The sequence below is a fragment of the Pseudomonadales bacterium genome (genome assembly GCA_041395945.1).
Classification (GTDB): Bacteria; Pseudomonadota; Gammaproteobacteria; order Pseudomonadales; family Azotimanducaceae; genus SZUA-309.
On record JAWKZN010000003.1, the window covers coordinates 87350 to 109924 of the forward strand.

A 22575-nucleotide genomic window follows, 5' to 3' on the forward strand; every position below is an offset into this window, starting at 1 on the left:
CCGGACTCGAGATCCGGCTCGGCAATCAGAGATAGGCGGCGCCTACGATGCTCAGTACTTCGTTGCAGCCGTCTTCAATCATCGATGCACGCGCGTCCCGCATGATTTTTTCTACCGGGTATTCCCGGCTCAGCCCGTTACCACCGAAGATCTGTATCGCCTCACTGGCCACTTCCCAGGCGACCCGCGTGCAGTAAGTCTTAGAAGCGATGGAGTAATGCAGTTTCGGGGTGCCGGATGCGGCGTTGTAGATGTGTATCTTGCGAGCGAAGGCGCTTGCGGTCTCCACCTTGCGGAACATATCGAACAGCCTGAGCTGGACGCTCTGGTGACGGTTGATGGTCTTGCCGCCCTGCACACGTTCGCAGGCGTATTGATTAGCCAGGTCAAACGCCGCCCGGGCCACGCCGGAGAATGACACGCCCATGAAGGAGTTGGCCTGGGTCAACTGCATGTTCAGAATGTCTTTGTAGGAATCCTGGCCCGCCAGCATGTACCCGCTCGGGATCCGAACGTCGTCGAAGAAGATCTCCCCCTGGGGCAGAGCGCGCTGGCCGATTTTGTCCAGCGGCTTTCCTTTTGAGATACCGGGCAGATCGAGAGGGACCACCGCAACGCCACCCCCTTCAAATCCTCTGTCACCTTCAATCGTGCAGAACAGCGCCGCTACCGTGGCAATGGGGCCATTGGACACCCAGCTCGATTTCTGGCCCTTGATCACATAGTCGTCACCATCACGCCGGGCAATACAGTTGGCCCTGATGCCGGGGTCATTGAAGTGCGGCTGATTCATAGCCAGAGTATCGCTGCCGTGATCCGGTTCGGTAATGGCCCAGCAGCCGATCTCTCTGTTTCCAGGCGAAGCGAATCGATCAATGAGATCCTTCTGGCCGGACATCGTCGCCCAGTTTCCCATCATGCCCCGACAGGCGAGACTCAACGCCAGCCCCGCGTCTCCCCATGCCAGTTCCTCCAGGACAATGGCCTGAATGCGAGCCTGGGTGGCCGGGGAGACATCAGGATCCTGAAAATTGAGGCCGTCGATCCCGAGTGCGTCGTACTGCTCGAACGTCTTCCAGAGTACCGAACCCTGGTCGATTACCTGTTGCGGATCGTGCAGCCGGTCGAGCTCAAGCCCCGCAGGCCGCATGACAGATTCGGCAAACCGGTGCACGGTGGATTGTATTTCGCGCTCTTCGTAGGACAGATCCACTTCAAAGTCAGTCGAAGACATGCGGATTCTCCTCACGTATTGAGTTGGCGGACTCCAGTCTGCAAAGGGAAACTACAGACTGGACAGATCGGCCGGGTTGATCCAGATCAGGTTCCCGGTCTGTGCTTCAGACTCTGTAGCCTCCGTCCACACTGATCACCTGCCCCGTGATACCTGCTGCTTCGGGTGATGCGAGCAGCGTTGCCATCGGACCGAGTTCTTCGGGTTCCAGCACCCGATTCTGCAGGTTCTCAGCGCTCGCTCTGCGGCGGGCGCCTTCGCCGTCGGTGCCCCACTGTATCGCCAGCGCATCCCAATCCACCAGCTTGGTGTTGGTCCAGCCGGGACACAGACAATTGACTGTGACCCCCTGCCGGGCGACTTCAGCGGCCATGGCACGGGTTAAGCCGACCAGACCATGCTTTGCCGCAGTGTAGGCAAGCAGACCGCCGGAGTGTTTGGCGTAACCTGAGCCGATGTTGATGATGCGTCCGTAGCCCTGTTCCAGCATCTTCGGCAGCACCTCTCTCGATGCCCGCTGTGCGGACACCAGATTCAGGTTGAGATTGTCCAGAAAAGCCTGGTCCTCGTGGGTGCTCGAGAGGAGGCCCAGGGGCGTCTTACCTGGCAATACGCCACCAGCATTGTTTACCAGTATGTCGATTCTCAGGAAGGCGCCGATGACCTTTGCGACGCAGGCACTGATCGACTCCTGGACCATCGCATCGCACACCACGGCGAGACCGCGCCTGCCTTTTGCGCGGACTTCTTCCACAACTTCATCCAGCTCCTGCTGGGTTCGGGAGCTGACAGCCACGTCGCAGCCCGCGTCAGCGAGCGCGAGCGCAATCGCACGGCCGATCCCGCGGCCTCCACCGGTAACCAGAGCCACCATTCCTTCCATACGAGTCATCGCACTCTCCGTCGGCTTCCTGCTTCAGGATGGATCATCGCCGACAATGGTGTCCGAAAACAGCATCCCGCCGGTAAATCCTTCAGGCAAAGCGCGTTGCCACCTCGGCAGCTCCGTTGAAGAACAGCTGCAGACTCTGATTGTATCGATAGAAAGTATCCGTCTGGAGCTGGTCCGGTCCGTCGACCACCATCGGATCATCGGGAAACGTCAGGAAATTCAGGGTGTGCTCAAGATCGGGCTCGCCGTTTTCCATGATGTTTTCGATCATTTCCTGCCAGGCCTCGTATGGCCCTTCAATCCTGAAATGTTCGGGATCTGCCTCATCAAGACTGTTCAGCTGTCGTATTGATCTGACTTCATACGACTTGAACTGGACTTCTATGAGATCGGGGCCCTGCGGATCATCGACCTGCACGACCATTGTGCAGTCAATCGCTCCCAGACCCCTGTACTGGTCTTTGTACTTCTCCGTCTGCATCTGCCGGGCCAGTTCGCGGAACCACTGTTCTGATGGAAACATGACTGACTGATTCATCGATCGCCTCCCGGTTACGCGGCAAGTCCGAGATCCGGAATCTCAAGGGGAATCGTGATTCGGGAACTGCGGTCCAGCCCGGCTACCTTCAAGCGGCTCATGTATTCCTTCACCTGCTTTGCATAGATAAAAGCCATACGAGCCATACCAAGTTCAATGTTCGCTATACCTCCTCCAGCCAGGATCGCACGAGGCTCAGAGGTTTGCGGTTCGAGTGTCAGAGCAAAAATGGCCTGCTCACCAAGATCCAGAATCTTGTGGATTTCCTCTTCACGCTCAGGATGACGCTCCAGCAGAAACTGCAGGTGCTTGACACCGTAACCGACGTGGCGCGCTTCATCCTGCATGCACATTCTGAAGATCTTCTTTTCAACTTCTGTTGGTGCGAGAAACTCCCCCTGACGAAACAGGGTTAACACGAATCCCTCTCCGAATATGTGCATGAGCGCACTCGCCGTCGTGTAGTCCTTGGCGTGCAGAATGGCACCCAGAAGCTCCTGATTGGCGGGGGATGCACTGAGCAGGCCACCCCCGTTGGCAAGGGCCCGTTTGCGGAATACATCCAGGTGGCGTGCCTCGTCCATGATCTGTGTGGCGAGGAACATTTTGACCTCGTGAAAATCGTGGTTTATCTGACAAAGCCACTTCGCCGGCATATCCCCTGCCACGAACTCGACCTCGGTGAGTCCAGTACACATCTGACACACCGACTTCTCGATATCTTCGGGCAGTTCTTCGAGTCGATCCCAGGGAATGTCCGTCACCGAGTTCCACTGGCGCATCACGGCTTCGTCATAGAGCGCTGCCGCGTTTTCCGACCAGACTTCAGACATCTCGTTCAGCACGTACTGATCGAGTCCCGGTGTCTCCGGCGGTACATAACAGCCTCTCGGAGCCATGCTGCCATGGGTTGAACCGTGTTCGGGAATCCTGGCGTAGAAACCCTTTTCAATATCGGTCAACCGAACACCGTCTGCGCTGGGGGAAATACTCTGGCCCCACCCATCGGGATTCGAATCCATCCATCCGAGATCAAATTTCCCTCGTGCCATGTCACGCATGACATCGAGGCCTTCCTGCACTTTTTCTGAATACGCAGCCATCTGTTGACTCCTCTTTGTAATCCCCACAGGCGGACCTCTCTCCGGTGTTCATACGAACTCAATCCGGCAGAGTGCCGAAGCATCAGCCTCGTCAGACCGGCCTGCCACTTTCAGAACAGCCCGATCACCTCAGCTATTCCTATCAGAAGGATGGAAAGCCACTTCTGATCTGGATCAAATCAAGCGCCTTGAGGGAAACAAAGCCGGACCTGCGGGAATGTCTTTCCGGGTATCGACCGTCAGCCTTCATGCCCTGGGCGGAGACCGGGAGCTCAACTTGCGTGAATCGGGGACGCACAAACCCGAAACTGATCCGAAAAGGATAGTCAATACATTTGACTCATGATGCCTTGTCACTATAATCGTCCGGGCTGATTCCTTCGCGCAGGATTCACTGGATCCAGTATCAGCCGGCTGTATTCTCATAGCAGTCAATTGCGGGGTCGGACCGGGATATCGCCTGAGACTGGAGCGCCGGGCTCCGTCCCGGTGGTGGTTGCGCAGGGAAGATTCCGCGAACGGCGGATCCCACGCCCCTCGGTTACCGCGACATTATCTACCGGGCAGAAATCGCGGAATGGAGATCTGAAAAACTCGTGCTGTGGCTGGAACCGACCACCGATTGCGTCTGACAGGAGATAAACGAGTGGACTTCGATGTAGTCATTGTAGGGGCAGGTCCCGCGGGTCTCAGTTTCGCCCGGTTGCTGGCAGATTCGGGTCTTGCGATAGCACTGATCGATCGGCAGACACTCTCGGGTCTTGCCAGTCCGGAATTTGACGGTAGAGATATCGCACTCACACATCAGTCCCGGAGAATTCTGCAATCCATCGGTGTCTGGCCCCGTTTCGACGCCAGAAGCGTTTCACCCATCGCGGCGGCTCGTGTCGAGGATGGAACCTCGCCTTATTCCCTGGAGTTCGACCCGGCTGCCGACGAACCGGATGTCCTCGGCTTCATTGTTTCCAATCATCTGATTCGTGAAGCGCTGTTCGAAGAAGTACGGAACCTCGATAACGTCAGCTTCTTTTGCGATACGGCCGTTTCCGATCTTAAGACCGACGCAGATCACGGAGCCACCGTCGTTCTCAGTGATGGGCGCAATCTGCGGTCCCGTTTGATCGTCGCCGCAGACAGCAGATTTTCTGAAACGCGCCGCATGATGGGGATCGCAGCTTCCATGTATGATTTCGGTCGTGTCTGCGTTGTCTGTCGTGTACAGAACGAAAGACCACACCACGGTGTCGCATACGAATGTTTTCACTATGGCCGGACGCTGGCTGTCCTTCCATTGAGCGGAAACTGTTCTTCGGTGGTCATCACCGCTCCGATGGATGAGCGTGCCGCAATCCTTGAGATGGAAAGCGAGCCGTTCAGCCGGGATCTGGAAAGCCGATTCGGTGGTCGTCTCGGGCGCATGCAGCTTACGAGTGAACGCTTCGCCTATCCACTTGTTGGCGTCCACTCAAATCACTTTGTCGCGACACGTTTCGCACTGATTGGTGACGCCGCCGTCGGAATGCATCCGGTGACGGCACACGGCTACAATCTTGGCCTCGGCGGTGCAGAGATTCTGGCATCGGAAATCACCAGATCCGCAGAGCGTGGCGAGGATATTGGAGCAGCGCCTCTGCTTTCGCGCTATGAATCAAAACACATGCGGAAAACCATTCCAATGTATCGTGGCACTAACGAAATGGTCCGATTCTTCACCGACGACCGGGGCCCCCTCAAAGTTGCCAGACAGATCGCATTGCGGCTATCTAACAACTTTCCACCGGTGAAACGAGCGATCCGCAGCATGCTGACTGAGAAGGACACTTCTGGAGGCCTGTTACCTTTGTTTTTCCCCAGGCCGCCATTTCTGTCCAGGCCGTCCCTGTCGATTCGGAGCAACCGGAGACATGAATTCGAGACTGACTAAGGAGTGTGCTTCTCAGCTTCTCTTTTCAGTCCTTATCTTCCCGACTTTGCTTGTCTGCTTTTCCCTCGTCCGCTTTTCCCTTCCGCCGCTCTACTCGTTTTTTAGGCCTTAACTAACGGCCCACTGCGCGAGACCAGCTGGACTTGGGTAGCGAAACACGTTCGCCACTGGAAAACTGATAGTCCTCGAACACCTCCTGCGCGGTTGGCAGGTCGTAACGTCCGTCCGGTTGTCTGACCACGGTATCCTTCAACCGGTAGACATAGTGCCCGCAGGTGTAGCAGTTCTGCTTACTGAAGTGATAGCACAAACAGATCTTGTCCTTCACTTCACTTTTGCGACCCCTGTGATCGGTAGGCGCGGCTGCGTAAGCATCCAGATAAGAACACCTGCCTTCGCCATCCAGCGCATAGCCGAAAGGCTCACACTGGGGTGCAACGTTGGATCCCAGACAGGGACTGTTTTTCAACATCCGCAGCGGGTAGCCGGTGGGTGAAACAGATGTCACCACTACGTCGTCTTCAGCTGCATTGAAGTAGACCTGTTTGGTCGCCGCGGACAGTCCGGCCTCGCGACTCACCACGAAGCGGGTTGCGACCTGAACGGCACCCGCACCCGATTCGAGGAAACTCACCGCATCAGCGCCAGTGAAGATACCGCCAGCCGGTATAACGGGAATATCGAGACTCTGGCTGCGAAGCAGTTCGAGCACATCCGCAACTATGTCTTCGAGGCGTATTTCCCGCCAGTCGTCTCCAAAGCCCAGATGTCCGCCAGCCAGCGGACCTTCTACCACCACATAATCCGGCAGGCGCTGCAATCGCGCCGCGCTGCGCAGAAAGATCTTCAGTGCACGTGCACTGGAAACGATGACACCGATCTTCGCGTCCCGAAAACGAGGATGCTCTTCGATCAGTGCCAGTGAATGCAGATGCAGCCCGGCAGACAGCGTGATGCCGTCTATGCCACCATCCAATGCGCCGTCGAGCCGCGCTTTCAGAGTGTCACGCGGCGCACCCATGGTGAGCTTTTCCATCACATTTATGAACACGCCTCCCGAACCACGCTTGCGCGACATAGCGGATTCGACGGAGCGCCGCTGAGCGACGTAAAGGTCGTCAAGATCGAATTTGACGTCTGCTTTATCAAGGCTGTCCCGGCTGGCGGAATGTGCTTTCGCTTTGCGCTGAGTGAATCGGGTGCTCAGATGCTGATCACTCACGTGCAACGCCATTGCATCGGACAGGTGCCCGATGCCTCCGAGGCGTGCCGCCTCCAGCGCGAGATCGGCTGTAGAGATATCCACGCCCATCCCGCCGATCATGATCGGGACGTATTGCGTCGCTCCGAGCTGCAGCCGGTAGTCGTCTACCCTTGTCCCCATCTGTATTCGCCCATATAGATAAACACCATCAGTTTAGATGGCTGTTTGACCGAACTGTACTAGAGCGCACACCTGTTCAGTTGATTTCGATCAGTTTCGCTGCTGAATGAGCATCGCCCCTGGCTACCAGGTCTTTCCCGCTATCGACGCCGGGGCAGCTGGTCAATCTGAGCATTTTCATGCTCCCCGGTCTGGTATCTACTCGTCAATCGTAACTTTTCGAATTCTGCGCTTAGTCAGGATACATAACATTTGTGACGAGGTGCTGCATTCCGCCGCAATACGGAGTAATAATTGAATCAAGCGCTCCGGAAAGATGTGGATACGCGAATGTCGGCCCTGCCAGTGAATGCTTTCAACAGGTCACCAGGGCCGGTTCTTTCAAGGCTCAGGCTGGCAGACAGGATTTTCTTTGATCACAATCAAACAGGTTACTGGCCATTACTGTAGCGTCCATATCAGCATGGTGTTGTCTGCCGGTAAGACGAGGATGCCGGATCCTGTTGACGACACGTTAGATCGCGACAGGTGAAGATGGCAACGGACTGAGGGGAAGCAAGGGGAAGCAAGGGGAAGCACCGATGATGGAACTTCTGAACGCACTCGAACACAGCGGCTATGCGATGTGGGTCAAGGAGTCATCGACGGCCTATGTAGTCGTACTCGCCTTTCACACGATCGGGCTGTCCTTTCTCGTTGGAATCAGCGGCGCCACAGCGCTTCGTGTCCTGGGTGCAGCGCGTTCCATGCCACTCGCCCCCATGGAGGATTTCTTTCCACTGATGTTCGTTGGCCTGTGGATAAACGTATTCACCGGCGCGGTGCTGCTTACCCTTTATCCGACTCAGTATGTTGTCGACCCGATCATCTACATCAAATTGACCGCCATCGTGGCGGCCATGGTTCTGCTGCGAAAACTCAAATCTCACTTGTTCGGTACAGGGTCGAATCCGGAACAGGCTGCAGATACACCCAGAGCAAAGCGGCTGGCCGCCTCGATGCTGCTCGCCTGGCTCGTCGCGACGATCTGCGGGCGGGTGACAGCATACGATCTTGCGACCAGACTGCAGACCGTGGCAGCTTTCATCATAGTTCTGGGCGCGGCTCTGCTTATCGGATACTTCGTAGGCCGCAGTCTGGGCTGGATCAGGCCCGCTGATCGCTATGGTTGAGAGATCACAAACATTTCCATCCGCAAGGGGATGACGTCATGTGGGGACTGCCTGAAACCTTTCTACAGCTGGCATTTGTCGAGGAACTCATCGGCACATATCGCTGGTTCTGGTCTCTGAACGAGATACTGCATTTCGTCGGTCTCATCCTCCTGGTCGGTATCGTCACCATCGTCGATCTGCGGCTGCTGGGTGTAGCCAAGCGGATGCCACTCGAGCCACTGCAGAAGCTGCTGCCCTGGGCAGTACTCGGATTTTTTCTGTGCGTTCTCAGCGGCCTTGTATTCGTCACCGGCCTCTGGGCAAATGTCAAAACCCACCCGCTCGAAGCGATAGCCTACGACTACTATCTGCAATTGAAGCTCATTTTCATTGCTCTGGCAGGATTCAATCTTCTGATGCTGCACTACAGCGGTCTGTCGAAAGTCATAAACGGACTCGGTGTCGGAGATGACGCGCCAGCCATGGCCAAGTTCGCGGGTGCCGCCTCGCTCTTTCTCTGGGTGGGCGTTGTCTACTGGGGCCGTCTGATTCCCTGGGGACTATGATATGAATGATACTGATTGCAAAGCGGAACACATGCCGTTCGTCGGATCGACAGGTTCGATTCCGCAAACAGACCCGCAAACAGAGAGGAGATGGTGATGTCATCTGGCTGGCGCTATACCGCTATCACCCTGGTTCTGGCGGCTGTGGTTCTCATCGTCTCCACCTCCTTCATGATGTACTCATGAACTGTTGAGAACCGCATCTTCGCATCACATCAGGCAGCTGCTTAGCGGGGCCCGGCAAAGTGGCCCATTGATGATGGAGGAAGATAGTCATGGTTTTCAAACTTCTCGAAGCACAGCGCGCGATGGCGGCACTCGGCGCGAATCCGGACGATACTGAGCAGGCAATCCGCGCTATTACAGCCATGTCAGGTGGTTCCCAGAACCGCTGCCTGCGTCGTCTGAAAGGACTGCCCACCGGGGCTCAACTGCTGCGAAGCAGACCGGAACTGTACGACAGATTGAGTAACATGGACTATCTGGGTTCGCTGCCGGAAGGAACTCTCGGCAAGGAAATATGGCATTTCTACACCACTGAGGAGCTGAGCGCGCAGGGGCTCAAAGCCGCGAGCGAGGCAGCTGGTGAGGTCAACCGTATTTCCAGTCCGAATTCCGGAAACACCAGAATCAGCGAAATCGACTGGCTCGGTCGCAGATTGCGTGACCTCCACGATGTGTTCCACGTGCTGACAGGCTACGGACGAGATATGCGCGGTGAGATCGCGTGTCTGGCTTTCACCTTTGCGCAGACCTGGAACACCGGTGTGGGGTATGTGGTACTGCGGGCCATGCGCAACAACGGCTGGAATTCTGAAATGGGTGTGTTGATACGGCAGGCTTTCCGGCGCGGCCGCAGGAGCAGCTGGCTGGTTGACAAGAACTGGGAAGTATTACTGGAACAGCCGCTGAACGAGTTGCGGGATCGGCTGCGCATCGGTCCCCAGCCTGTCTATGAGCCGCTTCGGTCCCCCGGTGCGCCAGTTCTGAAATGAGCAGTCTGCCCGCCGGGAATATCAGCTGAGTGGTGATAGTTAAGTGATGAAAGACAGGATGAGAGGCAATCCGGGTTTCATGACGGCCAGAAGAACTCTCGCGCGGATGGACAGAGCCAGATCATGAATGAGAACTCGCGTGTCAGACTTCCGCCTGAACCGACAGATTTTGGTGACACGCTCTATCCGTCGGCACTGGTGCTGCTGACCAATGCCTGCAACCTGCGTTGCGCGCACTGCTTCGTGTACCGGGAACACACGCCAAACGATCCCCGCGACAAGATGAGCAATGCGGAGATGCTCCGGCAGTTGCGGATACTGCGCGACAAGCACCAGATACGATCAATGCTGTTCATGGGCGGAGAGCCGATGATCCGCAGACACCTGCTGATCGAAGCGATGAATCTGTTCGAGAGCAGTGCGGTGGTAACAAACGGAACATATGGCATCCCTTCAGTTCCCGGGCACCTGGTTACAGTTTCCCTTGACGGTCCCCGGGAGGCGAACGACGCCATCCGCGGCGATGGTGTGTACGAAAGCGTAAAGCGATCCATTTTCAGTCGCGATCCATCAGACGGCACCCAGGTAATAGTACAGATGGCCGTCACGCGGCAGAATTCATCAACCATCGAAACGTTCGTGGAAGAAGTCAAGGACTGGCCTGTCAATGGCATCGCTTTTACATTCTATGTTCCGGCGGTGAACGAACATGGTGGTCAAGCCTGGGACGATCTGAGGGAACGCGATGCCGTCGTACACCGTCTCATCGCCCTGAAAAAACGTTACCCGATCATCAAGTGCAACATCGGTGCTCTGGAGCTGATGCTCTCCGACCGGTGCCTGAACACAACGGGGCACAAGGGCGAACATTGCCGTCTGCGTCGAATGCTGCCCTTGTACGTTGGAGATGGTGGACAGTTCGAGCGTACTTTCTGTTGTTACGGCAACGACGTGGATTGCTCACGATGTGGTGCTTACGCGGTCTTCAACAGCGCCTGGCAGCATCGAGTGTGAACCACCCGGATGCCGGCAGACGGCAAAACCCTGATCGACCAGGCGCATTTGCACCACCAGTCCGATACCATGAAACCGATCCTGCACAGTCACCAGTAACAAAAAGGTCACAACAGCGATGAGCAGCTCAACGAAAGGACTCCCCCAGTGGGCAATGATACAACCGTTACCGGCACCGGTTATCGCGCACCTGGCACAGCAGGCGGAACGACAGGGGGTCGTGGGGGTCTTTGCACCTCAGGTCTATGGTCCACCCTTTATTCCACTGGCGGTAGCCGCGGGAGCCACTGAAAAACTGCAGCTGGCCAGCGGAATCGCGATAGCCGCGGCGCGGAGCCCGTTCGAGACCGCTATGGCCGCCATTGACATGGACCGGATCTCGGGCGGCCGATTCACCCTGGGGTTAGGTACCAGCGTGAGCGCCTGGTCCCAGGGGCTGTTCGGTGCCCCCGAGCATCGTCCAGTGCAGTTCCTGCGTGAAACCATTGCCGCGGTAAGACATGTGATCGCCGGGGCGCATTGCGGACTCGAACCCTTTGAAGGTCACTATTTCAAGGCTGACTTCAGGGAACTGCAGCCTACCGAGCCTCCGGTCCGGGAGCAGATACCAGTGTGGGTCGCAGCACTGCGGGCACCGCTGGTTCGTATGGCGGCTGAGGTTGCGGATGGAGTGATCGGTCATCCGATGTGGTCCATCGAATGGACATTGAATGAGATGTATCCGGAATTCCTGGCTTCCTTGAAAAAGGCAGGGCGACAGCGGAGCGACATCGAAGTGAACATCTGGCCGTGGGCGGCCATCAATCCGGATGAAAAGCAGGCCATCGAGGATTCACGTCCAACGATGGCATTCTATGGCGGTGTGAAGCAGTACGAATCGTTTTTCGCCGCACATGGTTTTGAGGACGTCGCAAAAAAACTTCAGGAGGGTGTGCAGCGTGGCGACTACCTGGGGGTCGCACGGCTTGTGCCTGACGAAATGGTCCGCACTTTTGTAGCAGTGGGCGAACCCGACAAGGTCAGGGAGCGCATTTCCCGCCTGGAAGGTGTGGCGGATTCGGTGTGCATCGTGCCTCCTGCCTACGGAATGACTCCGGAGAAAGCGATGTATTACTCAGGTAAAATCGCCGAAACCTTCTACATCGGCTGAGTCGCTACCGATCAGGCGTCGCAGACAGCAGACAGCCGCTACATGCCGAGGGCAGATCGCACTCTGCCCTGGGTCCTGATATAGAGACGGGTCGCCGCTGCAATCCAATAGCCGAGAAAGGCGAAGTCACAGATCACCATAAGCGCAGCTGGCGCAGCAAGAACCTCGAACCAGCTGGCTGCCAGCAACAGCACCAGGGCTGCCAGATGCAGCCACCACTGTCCCATCGAGCACCAGTCAGGGACAATCAGCTTGCCATGTGGCAGCTCGCTCAGAAGCCCGGGGGCCGACATGGCCTGCCTTTGCAGATGGAGATAGAGCAGAAAGGGGATGATTTTCTGCATCATCCCCATGATTACCGAACAGGCAACCCCGTAAATCGCAACGATGCCGATACCCATGTTCAAGCGCTGTCCAATCAGGGACGTGGGGTCGTCCCACAACCGGGCCCCGATGAACAGACCAGCAACTGTCAGCAGTCCAATCATGGTCAGGCGCCAGAAATTGACGGTAACATCGATCAGCTTTCGCTTGCGTTTGTTCAGCAGTCCGAGGGTGCAGACGGCGTACACAACCATAGCGGTACAGATCAGGCCGCCTGCCAGGCTGCGTCCGACCGGACCGGGTACGGATGTCAGCACAACCAGCGCAATCAGCAGCGCGGATGGAACGGATCGGGCAAGTATGACCGGATAGCCGGGTGTCACATGAAACATCGGAATCACCTGATAGCTGACGCCCATGATCAGTATCAGCACCCAGCCCGCAAGTCCCCAGGCGAAGTGAACAGAGACTGTCAGAACCGACCAGTCTGGCACGGATACGCCCGGGATATAGCTTGCAGCACGGATCAGACCGATGACGATCGTGACCAGCAGAGCAATTGACGCCAGGCGAATGCAGAACATCGATGTTCCACTTCCCAGCCGATGCAACAGCAGATAGCCGATACCAGAAAGAAAAACGCAGAAGGCCGTCAACAGGAGAGGCAGTGCGAAATTGAACAGTACCGGCAGTTGAACCACAAACCCGGCAGCCAGCAGGAGTGTTCCGGAACCGAGGCAGAGATGTACGGCGGTCGCGATTTTCCGGGTTGCGGGAAATCCCACACCACCAAGCACCGGCATCAGTTGAAACAGGGCGCCCAGCATGGTCGTCGTCACCACACCAAGGGTCAGGAAGTGGGTGGTGCCGATAAGCACACTGCTCCACTGGGATTGCAGGGCATCCGCTCCGCCGACGAGCAGCGCAAAACCGGCCAGGACACCCATCCACGGAGCCGTGTTGAAAAATCGTAACGGCACATGTACGGGAGGAATATTGTCGAAGGACAGTCCCGGTGACGTCACAGGGCGCCGGTAACCCGCAGTTCGTCTTCATCAGCGGGAAAGTAGACCGTGATCAGATACTCCTCGCGTCCTTCGACTGGAACGACCCGCCAGCGCAGCGACTGCCTGGTGCAGAATTCAAACAGCGGATAGGGTATTCGACGATGCTGCATGATCAGGTATTCACCCGGTCGCATGCGACTCAACTTTGCCACAACCTGACGAAACGGCTCAGGAGGCTCCATAAGACGGGCATCGAGCGTGTGTTTGAGCAACAATGGCATGGCGGATTCAGATCAGCCAGACACCGGCCTCTCAGGACAGCTGTCCCACCAACTCACTCACATTGGCGATTCGCCTGTCCATCAACGGATAAAGGATCTGTTCTTCCTTCATGTTGTGCTGCTGGATCGTGATCATGAGCTGTTCGCCGAGCCCGAGAAAGCGCGCAGTGTCACGGTTTTCGAGCGCCTTGTCGATCTCCGAGACGAGCGCGCGCATCTGCTGATGCTCACCACGCATGATCACTGTGGGACCCGCCGGGCCGTTAACCTCCTCGAACGCCGGAAACAGAATTTTTTCCTCTTTTTCGTCGATATGAGAATAGAGCTCATTTCGGAAGCTATCCCAGCTCTCCTTTGCGCTCACCCAGTCTCCGGATGCGACTGATTCTTCGGTCTTCGAGAAGGTCTCGTCACAGGCGCGATGGTCGCCCTGCATGAATTCTGTAATGGACGTCATATCATTGGACCAGGTCTGAGGGACAACCACACAGGCTAGCAGCCCGCATAACGATTTTTCTGATGCGCATCAAATCGAAGAAAGAAAAAAAGGTGGTGTTCAGGCCCATTGCGTAGACCATATAGGGTGTGACTGGAACCGTATGACACGAGTCAGCTCGTGGATTCTGTCCAACTCCGTATCAACTGACACTGCAACGGAAGGCACCGAAATCGTGGATACATACCAACTGCTGGGGGCCGTTCATAGCGGAACTGCCCTGTTGCTTTTCGCTCTCGCACTGTTGTCGGTCGCGCTCTCCGTTCTGATCGCGGTGAAACCCGCTTCGGATCCCGCCAATGCCAGACTGCTGAGTGCGGCAAACAGAGTTGGTTTCGTGGAAGTCAGCACAGCGGGTGTCGTCACGCTGACCGGGCTGATTCTCGTGTACATCGGTTCCTGGTCGCTGACTCAATTCTGGCTGTGGATGAGCCTGCTGATCATGGTGTTCTACAGCACCGCATTGAAGCGTTTCACAAAGCCGGCCCGACTGGCGGTTGCCAGGGGCGGAAGTGAAGTAAAGGTGGGTATGCAGGTGGTCCTTCAGATCGGGCATCTTCTGCTGTTGATCGTCGCCTACAGCATGATGCTTTTAAAGCCGGGCCAGTAGTCGCGTGAAGCAGGCCAGCTGCCCGAAGATGTCTTCGAGCAGCCGGCCGATCATTGGGGTTCAGGAAAAGCAGGCACAGGAGAGATTCTGTGCGGGCCTTGAACTACCGGAACTGCACTTTCCGATAGCATCAAGAGCCCGCTCATTCACTCACTGTCAGTAGGATGCGCCCATTTCATTGAGTACATTCTGATCTGACTTCGCATCTTCCATCGCATTGAGTACCGTCAGGTCCTCGTTCACCGGCACACCAATGCCTTCAAACAGCGCTTTGGTTCGCTGAGTGATCAGGCCGGCTCTGACCAGCGCGGGAATCATCAGATCGTTTATGGAATGCACCTGGCCCGGTGGCAGTTTCCGGTCAGGACCCAGCCCCATTTCGACGGCTTCCTTCATGCCTGCTTCGAAGTCTGCCGGGTCGATTCCGCTGACCTCGAGCACCTTCAGGAAACCCTTGTCTATTCCCACCTGACCTTCAACCAGGATATTCACACCATCAAATGCGAATTGCGCCAGCTCCTCGACATCATCCTTGTGCATTTTCGCAACGATCGGGGTCAGGAAAGCATGTCCGAACGATACGTGACGTGACTCATCCCGCATCACATTGAAGGTGATGGACTTGAGCAGCGGCTCGTCCGTCTGCCGATACATGTTGTTGAAGGCACCAAGGGCGAGCCCTTCAACGATCATGTTCATGCCAATCATGACTTTCATGTAGTTCTGGGTCTGCAGAGTCACATCGATCAGCGTTTTCAGCCATGGAATCATGGGATAATGAATCGCGATCTTGTTGACGTAGCGGTCGTAGACCTCGACATGCCTGGCCTCATCCATCGTCTGGGTAGCGGCGTAGAACTTCGCCTTGATATCAGGCACACCCAGAGTCACGGTCGCGGCTGTGAGGGTGGCGCCCTGCTCTCCATGGAGAAACTGAGACAGCATCTGTGCCGTAGAATGTGCTGTGAAGGTTTCCTGCTGACTCTGTGACAGACGTTTGAAAAACGGCATGGCCGCATACTGGGTCTTGTCCCGGCCCATAATGGGATGAGAAGGATCTATCGGGGTATCCCATGCCAGATCGTCTGAATCCCATTGATTCTTCTTGGCTCTGGTGTAGAGGTCGTGGATCTTGGGAATGTTTGACTCATAATCAAAATTCCAACTCGTCTCCATCACCGCTTTATAGCTGTCTATCTGATTCTGCTTAGACTCGTCGCTTTGTTCCTGTTTTCTGACAGAACTCATTACCGCCTCCAACTATTCCTAGTACTTGGATAAAGAGGACCGACACTAGAGACTCTCTACGACTGGTGACTTGACCAAGATCAACTGGCACAGGGATTGTTTCGCTGTTTCCGGATCATCGAAGGCTTTCCGCCCCCGACACCGGCTCCCAGGCAGGCTAACGATCCGCGCCTGGCGCGGTCAGCAGAGCAGTGGCTGTACGGACGATGTCGTCGAGGGTCGTTTTCGAGCGCCAGGTGGGGTGATCCCGATCCGGGTCCGCCAGCATGAATTCGCGTTGAGCAAGCAGCGTGCTGATATAGCTGCCGAGAAAAAGGAAACGGCGATTCTGTTCAGCCCGGGTGAGGTCCGGCAGCAGCCTGCGCAGATGCCCCAGGCAGCGCTGGTAACCACGGTTCCAGCGACCCTCGAGCGTTCTGTCGATCAGGTCGGCGCTGGTGAAAGACAGCTGTGCCAGAAAGCGGTTGAAGCAGCTGCCGTAGACTTCGTCCTGTTCCGCGAACCTGGCGCTCGGCAACACGATCGCTTCCACCACACAGCGGACAGAATGCGGACCTCCGTTCTCTTCGAGTCCTCGCAGATGCTCCTCGCGGCGTGCCTCGATGCGCTCTGCACCGTCGATCAGAATCTCCCGGATGAGCTGTTCCTTGGTGCCGAAGTAGTAGGCGACCACGCCGAGATTCCGCTGACCGGCTGCCTGGGCAATTTCCCGCACGCTCACATCGTGGACTCCACGTTCCGCGAAGAGATACCTGGCGACTCGCTTGATGTGTGGCTTTACGCCTGCTTCGGCACAGGCGGGTGGCGGCTGAGACATGGCACCGGGATTTGATCTAAGTCAATTGACTTAATTTATCAACTGTAGAAGAATCGGTCAACTTATCGAAGTGATATGTCTCTGCCGGGGGGTAAATGAGCAAACTGTTCGAGCCGTTCAACGTGCGGAATCTGCACTTCAAGAACCGCATCATTCATGCACCAACAACGCTCAACATGTCAGACCCGCAGGGATACGCCACCCGCAGGCTGGCGGCCGCGTATGGCGCAATCGCCAGAGGCGGTTATTCGGCCACCATCGTGGGCGCTACCTGTGTGCGGCGCGATGGTCTGATCAACGAACGGATGCTGGGGCTCTACGACGAAGATTACGTCATCGAGTTCCGGGATACGGTTGCGGAAATCAAGAACAACGACAGTCTCGCGGGCATCCAGCTCTTCTATGGCGGCCTCATTCCGGGGCTCGGCACCACCGTACCACTGAAACCCGGCAAGGGATGGATACCAGGCACAGTCACCTGGGGACCGAGCAATCGGTATGTGATCGGCAATCCGCAAAGCAACATCGTGCCCACCGAGGAATACGAAGATATCGTCGAGTGCTTCGGTCAGGCGGCCAGAAGGGCCCGCGAAGCGGGGTTCGACTTCGTATCTTTTCACTTCTGCCACGGTTCGCTGCCCCACACGAACCTTTCGCTGCTCTCGAATCAGGGAAGAACCGACAAGTACGCAGATCGCTTTCTCTTCTGTGAGGAGATCCTCCAGCGCACTCAGGCGTTGTGCGGAAAGGACTTTCCGATCATTCCCCGTGTCTGCGTGGATGAGAATCTCGAGGGAGGATTCGATATCGAATACTTCGCCGATAACTATGCGCCGCGGCTTCATGCGCTCGGCATTGCCGTGCTGGACTGCACATTCGGCTCGATGCTGGGTGCACCGAGTCGCCGCCCCGACCGTCATTCGACGGAGTTCATCGGCCCGCAGTTCTACACACCAAGAGCCGTCAACCGGGAAAACATCGAAAGACTGCGCAGCCTGCTCGTCGCCCGTGACATCGACATGCCCCTGATCGGGTCTGCCAACCTCATCACGCCGGACGATCTGCGAACGATGGTGGACGATGCCGGAGCGGATTTCGCCGGGGTGTGCCGTTTGTCGATGGACGACCCGGATTTCCCGAAAAAGATGCTGGAAGGACGGGAGGACGAAATTCGTCTTTCCACTCACACCGGCGCTTCCCTGCTGCAGGGCAATATCTTCGGCAAGGGCTGGGCGGGTTCCGCCCAGAATCCCGTGTTCGGTCGGGACGACGAGTACCGGATCGTGCCCACGAACCGACCGCAGAAGATTGTCGTCGTCGGGGGTGGTTCCGGCGGTATGGAATACGCCATCACCGCAAGCGAGATCGGTCACGATGTGGTGGTTTTTGAAAGGAAGAGCGCGCTCGGTGGCACGATGGACTGGGCGGGAAATTATCCGCATCTGCCGAACATGGAGATGCTGCGCAATCAGCCGAACTACCACCGCCGGATGATGGAGAAATGGCAGGTTCCCGTCCGGCTCGGTGTCGAAGCCACGGTGGACATGATCCTCGCGGAACAGCCGGACGTGGTAGTCATCGCCACCGGTGCGAGCGCGGCACTGCCGGACATCGAAGGACTGACAGAGGCCCGACAGGCCGGCAGGGCGCTGACGATCGACGAAGCAATGTCGCGGGATTCTCCACCGGTACTCGGCAGGTCGGTGATCATCTGGGGCGCCGGTGAAGGTGCGGAGCTCGCCCTCAACCTCAAGTTCGGGGGCTGCGACGTGCGCCTGCTGGACAGTGCGGCTCAGTATCGACCTGCAAACTATCTCGGTTCCCGGGCGATGGTGGTCATGGGGCTGATGGCACACTCCGGGGTATCTGTGGAGACCGGGCGCACCCTCCGGCGCTTCGAGGCGGGAAAACCCGTTTTCGCGGACGTCGACGGCCAGGAAGAGCAGATGGATGCCGATACGCTGATCTTCTGTCAGGGGCGGATTCCGGAGAATTCACTGGCAAAGGCTTTGATCGGCCGCGGCGCCACAATTCAGGTGATCGGAGATGCCCGATCGCCCCGGTCCTATGCGAATGCAATCCATGAAGCGGCATACCTTGTGCGGCACCTGTAGTCGAAGGGCGTTCGACGGTAACGCGCCAGGACGGATGGCGTAAACGAAGGAGTTGAGAAAACAATGAGTGAAGCGCAGGCGATCACCCCCCCTATCGTGGCCTATCTCAAGCGCGACGGGGAGCGGCCCTATCTGTCCGGTTCGAGGTGCGAAGCATGCGGCCACACGTTCGTGGGTGAACGGACAGTCTGTGCCAGATGCAGCGTTCGCGATCGAATGACACCGGTCCGTCTCGCGGAAAAGGGACGTGTCTATGTCGCCACGATCGTGTATCGGAGTTTTCCCGGGGTCGATACGCCGTTTGTGGACGTGATCGTCGATCTGGAAGACGGGGCACACCTCAAGGGCACACTGGTCGGCGTCGAACCGGACCCGGCAAAGCTCCCGGTCGATCTGCCGGTCAGGATCGTTTATCGCGAGGCGAGCCCGCCGAACCGGCCAGGTGAGAAGTATCTGACCTATGTATTCGAGCCCGACCTGCACAGCGAAGGAGATCAAAGATGAGCGATGTCTATGTTGCCGGTATCGACATGATCCGGTTCGGACGGTTCCCGGATCGAACGGTCCCGGGACTCGCCGCCGAGGTTGCGCTGATGGCGCTGGACGATTCAGGGCTGTCGATCCGGGACATGCAGGCCCTGTACTGCGGCAACCTGGGTCAGGCGAGCGGCATGGTGGGACAACGCCTGCTCGCGGAAATCGGTCAGACGGGCATACCGGTGACCAACGTCGCCAATGCCTGTGCCACAGGTGCCACCGCCTTCCGGGATGCCTGGATGGCGGTGAAAGCCGGTGTCTACGACATCGTGCTCGCAGTGGGTGTGGAACAGATGGGCAAGGGCCTGCTGGGCGGCGGAGCCGGTGTTTCCACCGAAGGGCTGATCGGATCCGGGACGATGCCGGCCATGTTTTCACATGTCGGGATGGAGCACAGCCGCCGGTACGGTACCACCTTCGAACAGTTCGCGCGGGTCTCTGTGAAGAATCACTTTCACTCCACGATGAATCCCAAGTCGATGTACCGACGCGAAACTCCGCTCGAGGAGGTAATGGCAGCCGAGATGATCGCCTGGCCGAATACCAAACTCATGTGCTCGGTCAATGTGGATGGCGCCGCGGCAGCTGTGCTGGTATCAGAAGCCAAGCTGCGTGAACTGGGACTTGCGGATCGCGCGGTCCGTGTCCGAGCTTCGGAAATGAGCAGCAATCCGTTCCAGGATCGACAACTCGCGATGCCCGATTTCAGCGGAGCGACGCGCATCGCCGCACAGCGCGCTTACGAAGCCGCAGGTATCGGTCCGGAGGATCTGGACCTGATCGAACTGCACGACTGCTTCGCCACCGCCGAGCTCGTTCACTACGAGAACCTCGGCATCTGCCGCGACGGCGAGGCGGGACGGCTGATCGACACAGGCGCAACACAGCTCGGCGGCAGAATCCCGGTCAATGTATCGGGTGGGTTGCTGTCGAAGGGGCACCCGCTGGGCGCGACTGGAATCGCCAATATCTACGAAGTGACAACCCATCTGCGCGGCGCTGCCGGTCAGCGCCAGGTCGAAGGGGCCCGTCTGGGCCTGACCCATGTGGTGGGCGGTGGGCCGGGAATGGGCACCGCCTGCGCGATCCACATCCTCGAGAAAATCTGAATCATGGATACACTCGAAGGTACCGTTGCCGTAGTTACAGGAGGAGCGGGCGGTATCGGCTTCGCTCTGGCGTGCGCCGCACAGGCAAAAGGAGCGAAGGTCGTGATCGCCGATCTCCGCGCTGAGGCGCTCGAACAGGCAGTCGAACGGCTTGCCACGCGGGGAGAAGTGCTCGGTGTGCAGGTGGACGTGGCCAGCGCCACGGATGTCGAGCGTCTCGCCCAGGAAACTTTCCAGCGGTTCGGGAAAGTGAACCTTCTGTTCAACAACGCCGGTGTTTTCGCATCCGGGCTCACCTGGGAGACCAGCGAGGCGGAATACGACTGGGTGATCGGCGTGAATCAGCGCTCGGTCATTCACGGCATCCGCTCTTTCGTGCCGCACATGATTGCGCAACGGGATCCCTGCCACGTGGTCACGATCGCCTCAGGCGCGGGAATCACGGTGAATCCCGGGTTCTGCACCTATTCGATGACCAAGCATGCGGTCGTGGCGCTGACCGAAGCGCTCTATCTCGATCTCGCGACGGAAGGGATCGACAACATCGGCGTGACCATCGTCATGCCTGGAATGTCCCGCTCGGACATCATGAATCCGGAAAAAACGGGTCCGGCTGCCCTCCGGGAAGCGCTCGATGCCAGACTGCAGAATCGGAATCTGCGCGCCATCGAAGAGATGATGCGCAGCGGCGTGAAGGAGGGATTGCCAGCGGAAGATCTGGCGGCAATGGTGCTGGACGCTGTCTCTGCCGGGAAGCTGTATGTCCTGCCGGCGTTCACGGATGAAGGATCGCAGGCGATCGCACAGGCGGTCGGTATCGGACGCGCCACCGGAAACAACCCCTATCCACAGATCCTGGCCGGACTGCATGCCCGGTTGCAGGATCAGCCCGCATGAATTCAACAGCAGATCGGAGAAGCTATGTACGTCAATTTGAATGAAGAGCAGCGCATGATGCGTGACGTGGCGGAGAAGTTCGCCCGCACGGAACTCATGCCGGTCGCCAACGACATTGATCGGGACGAGTCCACACCCGACTGGGTGATCCGGCGCTGCGCCGAGCTGGGATTTCTCGGCATGTTCATCCCCGAGGCTTACGGGGGCACCGATGCAGGACTCACGACCGCCTGTGTGGTACTCGAGGAACTGGCAAAAGCCAGTCCGGCCTTCGCCGGGCTGCTGTCCGTGGAGATGATTCTCTGTCCCGGCGTGGTCAACCTGATCGGTTCCGAAGCCCAGAAGCAGAGGCTGCTGCCGCCGTCGGTCACAGGTGAGAAGGTGATGGCCTACTCGCAGACGGAACCGGCGGGCGCCGGCAATGTCGCCTTCCATCAGACCAGGCTCACCGAAGACGGCAATGGTTTCCGGCTCAATGGTCACAAGCTTTTCTGCACGCAGGGGACCGCGGACGTCTATCTGGTGATGTGCAGAACCCGCAGGGAAGGTCAGGACGGCTACGGCTGCGTGATCGTGGAGCGCAGCGCCCCGGGCTTCGAAGTGCACGGCTATGAGGAGAAGCTCGGATGGCGCGGCACCAACACCGGGCCCATCGCGTTCTCGGATATCTCCCTGTCCGGTGACGACGTGCTGGGCGATCTGCTGACGGCAAATGCCGACATCGCGCCGATAAACCAGGCGAGTTTCATGGGCCACGCGGCGACGTCGCTCGGTTGCGTGCAAGGCCTGTTCGATCTCACACTGGACTATCTGAAGCAGCGCCACCTGTACGGGGAACCCATGTACCGGCTGTCTCCGATCAGCGACCGGATCGCGCGGATATACACCAGGATAGATGCCTCCCGGGCGCTGCTCTATGCGAGCACCCGTCAGTACGAAGAGGGGACGATGACCATGCCCCAGGGCAGTGTGTGCAAGGCCTACATCTGCGACACTGCCTTCGAATGCACATCGGAACTGCTGCAGATGTGGGGAGGCAGCGGCATCATGAACAGCACGGGTGTGAACCGTTACATGCGCGACGCACGTGCCAAGATGATCGCTGAGGGCGCCACCGAAATGCACCACTCCATCATCTCCACCACCCTGGGCCTGGACCGGTTTCCGCAGCCCTGACACTT

The 22575-nt window shown here is 57.7% G+C and carries 22 protein-coding genes; 11 read left to right on the forward strand and 11 right to left on the reverse strand.

The window, feature by feature from the left end; all coding sequences use genetic code 11:
- Window positions 1–25: 25 nt before the first annotated feature.
- The 6 genes from R3E82_21625 to R3E82_21650 form a co-directional block, all read right to left on the reverse strand.
- A complete protein-coding gene (locus tag R3E82_21625) occupies window positions 26–1234 on the reverse strand; it encodes an acyl-CoA dehydrogenase family protein (GenBank protein ID MEZ5553495.1) in 1209 nt (402 codons plus the stop codon).
- 106 nt (window positions 1235–1340) lie between these two features.
- Window positions 1341–2126 (reverse strand): SDR family oxidoreductase, encoded by a 786-nt coding sequence (locus R3E82_21630; protein ID MEZ5553496.1) that lies wholly within the window; start codon window positions 2124–2126, stop codon window positions 1341–1343.
- Window positions 2127–2208: 82 nt separating this feature from the next.
- Window positions 2209–2664 carry a hypothetical protein gene (locus R3E82_21635; protein MEZ5553497.1) on the reverse strand — a complete coding sequence of 152 codons (456 nt, stop codon included), beginning with the start codon at window positions 2662–2664 and terminating at the stop codon, window positions 2209–2211.
- 14 nt (window positions 2665–2678) lie between these two features.
- A complete protein-coding gene (locus R3E82_21640) occupies window positions 2679–3767 on the reverse strand; it encodes a ferritin-like domain-containing protein (protein MEZ5553498.1) in 1089 nt (362 codons plus the stop codon).
- Between the two features lie 865 nt (window positions 3768–4632).
- The gene (locus tag R3E82_21645; protein ID MEZ5553499.1) at window positions 4633–5232 is read right to left on the reverse strand and encodes a hypothetical protein; all 600 of its coding nucleotides are present in this window, start codon (window positions 5230–5232) and stop codon (window positions 4633–4635) included.
- A gap of 571 nt (window positions 5233–5803) precedes the next feature.
- A complete protein-coding gene (locus tag R3E82_21650; GenBank protein MEZ5553500.1) occupies window positions 5804–7075 on the reverse strand; it encodes a nitronate monooxygenase in 1272 nt (423 codons plus the stop codon).
- Between the two features lie 581 nt (window positions 7076–7656).
- Here R3E82_21650 and R3E82_21655 point away from each other — a divergent pair.
- From R3E82_21655 to R3E82_21675, 5 genes are all read left to right on the forward strand, one after another.
- On the forward strand, window positions 7657–8247 hold the full coding sequence (locus tag R3E82_21655; GenBank protein MEZ5553501.1) for a hypothetical protein: 591 nt from the start codon (window positions 7657–7659) through the stop codon (window positions 8245–8247).
- A gap of 38 nt (window positions 8248–8285) precedes the next feature.
- Window positions 8286–8795 carry a hypothetical protein gene (locus R3E82_21660; protein MEZ5553502.1) on the forward strand — a complete coding sequence of 170 codons (510 nt, stop codon included), beginning with the start codon at window positions 8286–8288 and terminating at the stop codon, window positions 8793–8795.
- Window positions 8796–9070: 275 nt separating this feature from the next.
- Window positions 9071–9790 carry a Coq4 family protein gene (locus R3E82_21665; protein MEZ5553503.1) on the forward strand — a complete coding sequence of 240 codons (720 nt, stop codon included), beginning with the start codon at window positions 9071–9073 and terminating at the stop codon, window positions 9788–9790.
- 198 nt (window positions 9791–9988) lie between these two features.
- The gene (locus R3E82_21670) at window positions 9989–10804 is read left to right on the forward strand and encodes a radical SAM protein (GenBank protein ID MEZ5553504.1); all 816 of its coding nucleotides are present in this window, start codon (window positions 9989–9991) and stop codon (window positions 10802–10804) included.
- Between the two features lie 118 nt (window positions 10805–10922).
- Window positions 10923–11954 carry an LLM class flavin-dependent oxidoreductase gene (locus R3E82_21675; GenBank protein ID MEZ5553505.1) on the forward strand — a complete coding sequence of 344 codons (1032 nt, stop codon included), beginning with the start codon at window positions 10923–10925 and terminating at the stop codon, window positions 11952–11954.
- A gap of 38 nt (window positions 11955–11992) precedes the next feature.
- On the opposite strand, the gene R3E82_21680 is transcribed toward R3E82_21675, so the two are convergent.
- The 3 genes from R3E82_21680 to R3E82_21690 form a co-directional block, all read right to left on the reverse strand.
- Window positions 11993–13225, reverse strand: a complete 1233-nt coding sequence (locus R3E82_21680) for a hypothetical protein (GenBank protein MEZ5553506.1) — start codon at window positions 13223–13225, stop codon at window positions 11993–11995.
- A 74-nt stretch (window positions 13226–13299) separates the two neighbouring features.
- Entirely contained in the window at window positions 13300–13566 is a 267-nt protein-coding gene (locus R3E82_21685) for a DUF2249 domain-containing protein (protein ID MEZ5553507.1), read from the reverse strand.
- Between the two features lie 31 nt (window positions 13567–13597).
- The gene (locus R3E82_21690; GenBank protein MEZ5553508.1) at window positions 13598–14023 is read right to left on the reverse strand and encodes a hemerythrin domain-containing protein; all 426 of its coding nucleotides are present in this window, start codon (window positions 14021–14023) and stop codon (window positions 13598–13600) included.
- A gap of 214 nt (window positions 14024–14237) precedes the next feature.
- On the opposite strand from R3E82_21690, the gene R3E82_21695 reads away from it, so the two are divergent.
- Complete coding sequence (locus R3E82_21695; protein ID MEZ5553509.1) at window positions 14238–14672, forward strand: hypothetical protein; 435 nt, start codon at window positions 14238–14240, stop codon at window positions 14670–14672.
- Window positions 14673–14828: 156 nt separating this feature from the next.
- Here the strand turns inward: R3E82_21695 and R3E82_21700 are convergent, their stop codons facing one another.
- Both R3E82_21700 and R3E82_21705 read right to left on the reverse strand, forming a co-directional pair.
- Window positions 14829–15920, reverse strand: coding sequence for a ferritin-like domain-containing protein (locus tag R3E82_21700; GenBank protein MEZ5553510.1), 1092 nt, complete (start codon window positions 15918–15920; stop codon window positions 14829–14831).
- A gap of 157 nt (window positions 15921–16077) precedes the next feature.
- A complete protein-coding gene (locus R3E82_21705) occupies window positions 16078–16737 on the reverse strand; it encodes a TetR/AcrR family transcriptional regulator (protein MEZ5553511.1) in 660 nt (219 codons plus the stop codon).
- A gap of 95 nt (window positions 16738–16832) precedes the next feature.
- Here R3E82_21705 and R3E82_21710 point away from each other — a divergent pair, with 95 nt between their 5' ends.
- The 5 genes from R3E82_21710 to R3E82_21730 all read left to right on the forward strand — a co-directional run bounded on the left by R3E82_21710 (window position 16833) and on the right by R3E82_21730 (window position 22570).
- Complete coding sequence (locus R3E82_21710; GenBank protein MEZ5553512.1) at window positions 16833–18851, forward strand: FAD-dependent oxidoreductase; 2019 nt, start codon at window positions 16833–16835, stop codon at window positions 18849–18851.
- A gap of 63 nt (window positions 18852–18914) precedes the next feature.
- Window positions 18915–19355 carry an OB-fold domain-containing protein gene (locus R3E82_21715; GenBank protein MEZ5553513.1) on the forward strand — a complete coding sequence of 147 codons (441 nt, stop codon included), beginning with the start codon at window positions 18915–18917 and terminating at the stop codon, window positions 19353–19355.
- Window positions 19352–20497, forward strand: a complete 1146-nt coding sequence (locus R3E82_21720; GenBank protein ID MEZ5553514.1) for a thiolase family protein — start codon at window positions 19352–19354, stop codon at window positions 20495–20497. The genes R3E82_21715 and R3E82_21720 overlap by 4 nt, the downstream gene beginning before the upstream one ends.
- A gap of 3 nt (window positions 20498–20500) precedes the next feature.
- Window positions 20501–21394, forward strand: coding sequence for an SDR family NAD(P)-dependent oxidoreductase (locus tag R3E82_21725; protein ID MEZ5553515.1), 894 nt, complete (start codon window positions 20501–20503; stop codon window positions 21392–21394).
- 24 nt (window positions 21395–21418) lie between these two features.
- Complete coding sequence (locus R3E82_21730; GenBank protein ID MEZ5553516.1) at window positions 21419–22570, forward strand: acyl-CoA dehydrogenase family protein; 1152 nt, start codon at window positions 21419–21421, stop codon at window positions 22568–22570.
- Window positions 22571–22575: the final 5 nt, after the last annotated feature.